Source organism: Methanobrevibacter sp. (genome assembly GCF_045577275.1).
GTDB lineage: Archaea > Methanobacteriota > Methanobacteria > Methanobacteriales > Methanobacteriaceae > Methanobrevibacter.
The window spans coordinates 1-5,354 of sequence record NZ_JAZNIB010000339.1 but is presented as its reverse complement, the minus strand read 5'-3'; the positions used below and the strand labels follow the sequence as shown (position 1 = coordinate 5,354).

6 protein-coding genes are annotated in these 5,354 nt (G+C 33.3%); 2 read left to right on the top strand and 4 right to left on the bottom strand.

Going from position 1 to position 5,354, the window contains the following annotated elements; genetic code table 11:
- Positions 1-237: anion permease (locus ACKI67_RS09750; protein WP_407463337.1), on the top strand; the 237-nt coding region annotated here is incomplete at its 5' end.
- A 61-nt stretch (positions 238-298) separates the two neighbouring features.
- On the opposite strand, the gene ACKI67_RS09745 is transcribed toward ACKI67_RS09750, so the two are convergent.
- Positions 299-1,399: a metallophosphoesterase gene (locus ACKI67_RS09745; protein ID WP_407463336.1), complete on the bottom strand. Its 1,101-nt coding sequence runs from the start codon at positions 1,397-1,399 to the stop codon at positions 299-301.
- 272 nt (positions 1,400-1,671) lie between these two features.
- Entirely contained in the window at positions 1,672-2,265 is a 594-nt protein-coding gene (locus tag ACKI67_RS09740) for a zinc ribbon domain-containing protein (protein WP_298533749.1), read from the bottom strand.
- Positions 2,266-2,507: 242 nt separating this feature from the next.
- Here ACKI67_RS09740 and ACKI67_RS09735 point away from each other — a divergent pair, with 242 nt between their 5' ends.
- Complete coding sequence (locus ACKI67_RS09735) at positions 2,508-3,296, top strand: sulfide-dependent adenosine diphosphate thiazole synthase (protein ID WP_296856430.1); 789 nt, start codon at positions 2,508-2,510, stop codon at positions 3,294-3,296.
- 152 nt (positions 3,297-3,448) lie between these two features.
- Here the strand turns inward: ACKI67_RS09735 and ACKI67_RS09730 are convergent, their stop codons facing one another.
- Both ACKI67_RS09730 and ACKI67_RS09725 read right to left on the bottom strand, forming a co-directional pair.
- On the bottom strand, positions 3,449-4,873 hold the full coding sequence (locus ACKI67_RS09730) for a nicotinate phosphoribosyltransferase (protein ID WP_407463335.1): 1,425 nt from the start codon (positions 4,871-4,873) through the stop codon (positions 3,449-3,451).
- A 198-nt stretch (positions 4,874-5,071) separates the two neighbouring features.
- A partial coding sequence (locus tag ACKI67_RS09725; protein WP_407463334.1) for a hypothetical protein occupies positions 5,072-5,354 on the bottom strand: 283 nt, incomplete at its 5' end.

Sequence of the window (5,354 nt, the reverse complement as noted above, 5' to 3'; positions counted from 1 at the left end):
ACTACAGCTCTGTCACTGGGATTCAGTCCTATTCCTGTTGCCGTAGGTATTGCTTTATCTTCATCACTCGGATTTATGATGCCTGTCTCCACACCTCCTAACGCAATTGTCTACGCATCCGGTTATGTTCCTATCACAAAGATGATTAAGACAGGAGCAATCATAGATTTAATAGGTATTGTGATTATAACTATTCCTGTAGTGCTAGTGGTTGTTGGAGCTGTAATGGGACTATAAGGAATGGGATTAAAATCACAAAAAATAGTCTAATTAAGTTCATTGAACTTTAAATTATTTTTTATTTCTTCATTTTATTTTCTATATATTTTGGAATCTCGTTTATGTTTTCTTTAATGTTGTCTGTCTTATTTTCCATATAAACTGGGATTCTTTTTCTTTTTGATTCTATAAATTCGCTAATATCATCAATATTTAGGAAATTGTCAACATCATCCCTTGTTGGGAAGATTTTCTTGGAATGATTAACTGATAATGTTTGATTAATGTTTTTGCTTTCCTCATTTCCAATTTTTTCTTCAACTTCAGGACTTTTTAATCTAAAAATTGTTATTTCAGGAGCGCAATTGATTCTGAGCCAGAAAACATTTGTTCCCAATCCCTTAGATGTATATTGTACCATATCCCCTACTTGGTATTCTCCAACAGGGTATTTTCGAGAACATTCACTTCTTAAAATTGTGGTGTTGAGTCCAGGAATAATGAATTGTCCACCATGGGAATGGCCGGATATTTGAAGTGCAAATCTTCCGGTAGTTGCGGTAATGTCTGCAAAATCCGGTTCATGAGCAAGCATTATTGCAGGGCCATGTTCTGGTATTTTAAGCATAACAGCGTCAATGTCTTCCTTATTCAGCTTCATGCTGTCAACACCGGCAATGTGAAGATAAACCACTTCCTTTTCCCCATCCTTGGATATTGTATAGACATCATTGCTCACATCTATTATTCCTGCATTTTTCAAGATTTGCCTAATTTCATCTGCTCCGTTCCAATGGTCATGATTTCCAAGCACTGCAAGGGATGCATCTTTAACTTCAATCATTGATAGGCATCGCTCAAGGTCTTCTGCAACATCCTCAAGAACATAGGATACATAGTCTCCAGTAAGTGCAACCATGTCTGGTTCCTGTCTGTTTACAATATCGATTACACCTTCCAGATACTCTGCAGTCAACCATTGACCAAGATGAAGATCAGATAGGTTTACAATTTTATAGTCATGGAAAACAGGGTCTAAATCCTTGATTTCAACATTAACCTCAACAATATCATATCTGCTTTCATCAAATTCTATAGGTACGATCTTTTCTCGAGTGATTGTCATTCCCTTTTGTATCTTTTGCTTGGCAACAAGTCCGAATGGTTTTTCACTAGACATATTTTTCACTTTTTAATGATAATTTTGAAATATTTTTTCTATATTGTAATGATATATATTTCTTAATAATTATATTCTTCTAGGGTATGTTTTTCCCTAATAGTTTACAATTTATTTTATGAATAGGCTTAAAAAAAGTTTAAGTTAATATATAAAAAGTTTTTAAAATAGTAAAGTGAAAAAGATGATAATGAATAAAAAAAGAAAAAATAGATTAATAAACTAAAGTATTTGTTTATTAGTTTAATTAAGTTCATTAAAGCGGAGTTTTACTAAACACCAGATAGATCCATCTTGCCCATATCAAAATCAACACTCTCATTGAAAACCAATTCACCATTTGGATCTGTAATCTCCAATTGAATATGGCTGACATTATAGAATTCATTGGTTTGAATGGAACCTAAAGTGAAAGGCTGCGAATCCTTAGAAAAATGAAACACGGTACTCAAGTAGTCATCCTCATAAGATTTTATGAAATTATTGTCTGTGTCATAATAGCTTGCTTTCATCTGATAACCTTTAGGATCATCTGGCAAGTTCTTGAAGACTCCTTCCAATTCATAATTATAAAATGGAACTCCATCATTTACAAAAGTGAATCCATAAGTGTTCTCCTTAATCAGGGTTATGTTTTGAGAATCATCAGTGTTGTTTCCTATGAAACTAAAGGCCATTATTCCCACTATAGCCACGATTACTACAAGTGCAGCTAAAGCTTTAAAGTTCGGTGCATTTCTGGAAGTCTTTGCATGGTTGCCTGATTTCATTCTTTGGTCAACATCTTTTAGATCATGTCCACATTTTGCACAAAACAATGCTACATCTTCATTTTCTTCCCCACATTCAGGACAAAACTTAGTCATTACAATCCCCCCATATTAATATTTTTTTAATAATGATTTTTTTATTCAACCATCATAATAAATTTATTGATTCAAAGTTTCGTTTAAATTAGTTCATTAAACTAAAGTTTTACGAACAACTTTTATCTCCTTTTTTAAGTTTAATTCGCCGTTATAATAAAATTTAAATATATAAAAAGCTAAAATACTTATAATTGTTTTAATTAATCAAAACAAAAATCTATTCAAATGGAGGTTTTATATTGAAAAAATTGGATGATATTACAATATCAAAAGCGATTATACAGGAATATATGAATGATTTTTTAGATTACACAGATATGGATGTAGCCATTGGTGGGGGAGGCCCTTCTGGAGTCACTGCCGGATATTATCTTGCTAAGGCAGGATATAAGGTTGCATTGTTTGAGAGAAAGCTCAGCATAGGCGGAGGCATGTGGGGTGGTGGAATGATGTTCAATAAGGTTGTCGTTCAGGAGGAAGGAAAGAGAATCCTCGATGAGTTTGGAATCAGATCTAAAGTTTTTGAAGACAATTATTATGTTGTTGATTCGGTTGAATGCACTTCCACCTTATGTTCCAAAGCAACTCAAGCAGGGCTTAAAATATTTAATCTGATGTCTATTGAAGACTTGATGGTTAGGGAAAATGGAATAAATGGGATTGTATTGAATTGGAGCTCTGTAGAGATGTCTGGATTGCACATAGATCCATTGACTGTCAGAGCTAAGGCGGTCATTGATGCAACAGGCCATCCAACAGAAATCACCAAGATTGTTGAAGAGAAGATGGGAGGAAGACTGAATACTGCAACAGGTAGGATAATGGGTGAGAAATCCATGTGGGCTGATAGGGCAGAATCCAAGATATTGGAAAATGTTACTGAAGTTTATCCCGGATTATATGTTACTGGAATGGCTGCAAATGCAGTTCATGGCTCCCAACGCATGGGTCCTATATTTGGTGGAATGCTCTTGTCTGGTGAGTATGTAGCTAAAAAGGTCATTGAAGACTTGGAAAATAGGAAATAATTTTCATTTTATTTTCTTATTCTTTTTACTTATTTTCTTATTCTTTTTACTTATTTTCTTGTTTTTTGTTTAATTTATTTCATTAAACCAAGGTTTTACGAAACTTAATAAATTCTAATAATAGAATTTATTAATTAAAAATTTTATTTTATTTATGAATTAACTGGAAACTTGTTATATTTTTCAGTTCTATTTTTAATTTCTTCAAAGTTTTCATCAATCAATAATTCCCCATCTTTAAATACGGTTCTTAATTGATCTTCACCTTCAGCATCTTTTGGAACAGTTTTAAACTCAAAATCATCATTTCTTAACAATTTGAATCTTCCTTTTTTGGATTTTTTACTGCTGTCCAATGGCTTTTTGAATATGTCAATCCATTCCCCATTTCTAAGTTGGGCAGAACATTTGAATGCATTTCTTTGGGTGTCTCTGTTTACGGCAGTATGCAATCCTCCACCCATTCCAAAGATAAGGTTTTCAGCAGCCCATCCTTGAGCCTTTATGCCAAAGAGTATGTCTCTGATTTTATGATAATCCAAACCGTCTCCCCAAAGAAGACCTATATTTGCTTTGAATGTTTTATATCCTTTGGAATTTTCTTGGCTTCCAAATCCTCTTTCAATTATTTCAAGACAATCGATTGTTGTTGAGATAGGTTCTCCACTGTCTGGTCTGAACACTACCTTGTTTCCTTCAGTTTTGTTTAGGAAGGTAATGATTTCATCATTCAGGCCATGTCCTTTAATGCATGCATTTTCCAAGAAATTCTTATAGTTGTAGCTGTCGATTACAATTGACAATATTCCATCATGAGCATTTTGGACAACGTTTATTGCCTGGTCCATTTCACCTTCCGGACCCATTGCAGTCATTACACTATGTTCAGTTGCCTGAACTGAAAATCCTTGAATCTCATTGCTATTGTAATAGTTTGTAGGTATTGCAAGTGCTGGTACAGTATCTGTACCTGAAAAGCTTAATAAATGAGCTGAACCGGCTAATCTTGATGATTCAGTTGAACTTGCTCCACGATAACCGAAATCATGCAACATAAAGTTAAGATTGTCTTTAGATGATCCTGTTATATCCAAATAAAAATTGCAAAGCTTTTTAACTTCTGCAGATAATGTTGCAATAGTTGATGGGTACCATACTTGAAGAAGGAGTGATTCAAGATAATTAGGCAACCAGTATGCATGCTTGTCTGTATTTTCTATAGTCATCAATGCATTGCCTACATTAACTGGTGTTCCTTCTGGAACCGCTTTTATTTCAACAGGGAGTTTTCCATCAAGTTCCTGTGCAATGTACATCCAATCATCAGTGTTGAAGATTCCTGGTGCAATATGTGCATCTACGATTTTCTCCGCTTCCAATACTTTTTCTTCACTTACTACACTGCCTTCAAGGTATTTCTTGAGGATGTATTGCAGTCCATAAAAAATAGTTTTGTTAAACTCTGCACCACTTCTGCTTTCAAGGTAGGAATAAATCCTTTCAGTGCCTTTTGGGTATAAGTAGTGGTGGGTGAGTTTATAGCTGTCTGTCAATAGGCATATATTATTCTCAATCATGTTATCACCCTTTTATAAATGTTGTTTTTGACTATTTATAAAGTTTTTGGTGATATTATGTCCTACAATAACATATTCGAAGAGGTTATATACTTGATCTTTTCTGAGTCTACCTACAGTAGCAGCCATACCTCAATAAGCCATCTGCCCATTCTTTGTTGAGGTCCGGTTTCTAAAAATATGGTTTAATGAAGTAAATTAAACATCAATATTACTTTTTTTTAATAAATAATGATAGGCTTCATTTATTACTTCATTGAAGTTTTCACTTGTATCAAAATATTTAATTTCATATTTAAGGCATTCCTCACAGACAGATTTACTATAAGGAACACCCAATTCTAAATTATATAAATTATCTTCGTCAGATTGATTTTTAGTCCAAATATTATCTGCATCATATTTTTTCATTTCTTCTAATTTTTTATGTATATCTAAATCTTTATATCCTAAAAAAATGATTATTGTATTTTTTATATCT

What these genes read in the sequence shown, in the direction of transcription:
- ACKI67_RS09745 (WP_407463336.1), bottom strand. Translation starts at nt 1,399, where the DNA reads ATGTCTAGTGAAAAACCATTCGGACTTGTTGCCAAGCAAAAGATACAA.
- ACKI67_RS09740 (WP_298533749.1), bottom strand. Translation starts at nt 2,265, where the DNA reads ATGACTAAGTTTTGTCCTGAATGTGGGGAAGAAAATGAAGATGTAGCA.
- ACKI67_RS09730 (WP_407463335.1), bottom strand. Translation starts at nt 4,873, where the DNA reads ATGATTGAGAATAATATATGCCTATTGACAGACAGCTATAAACTCACC.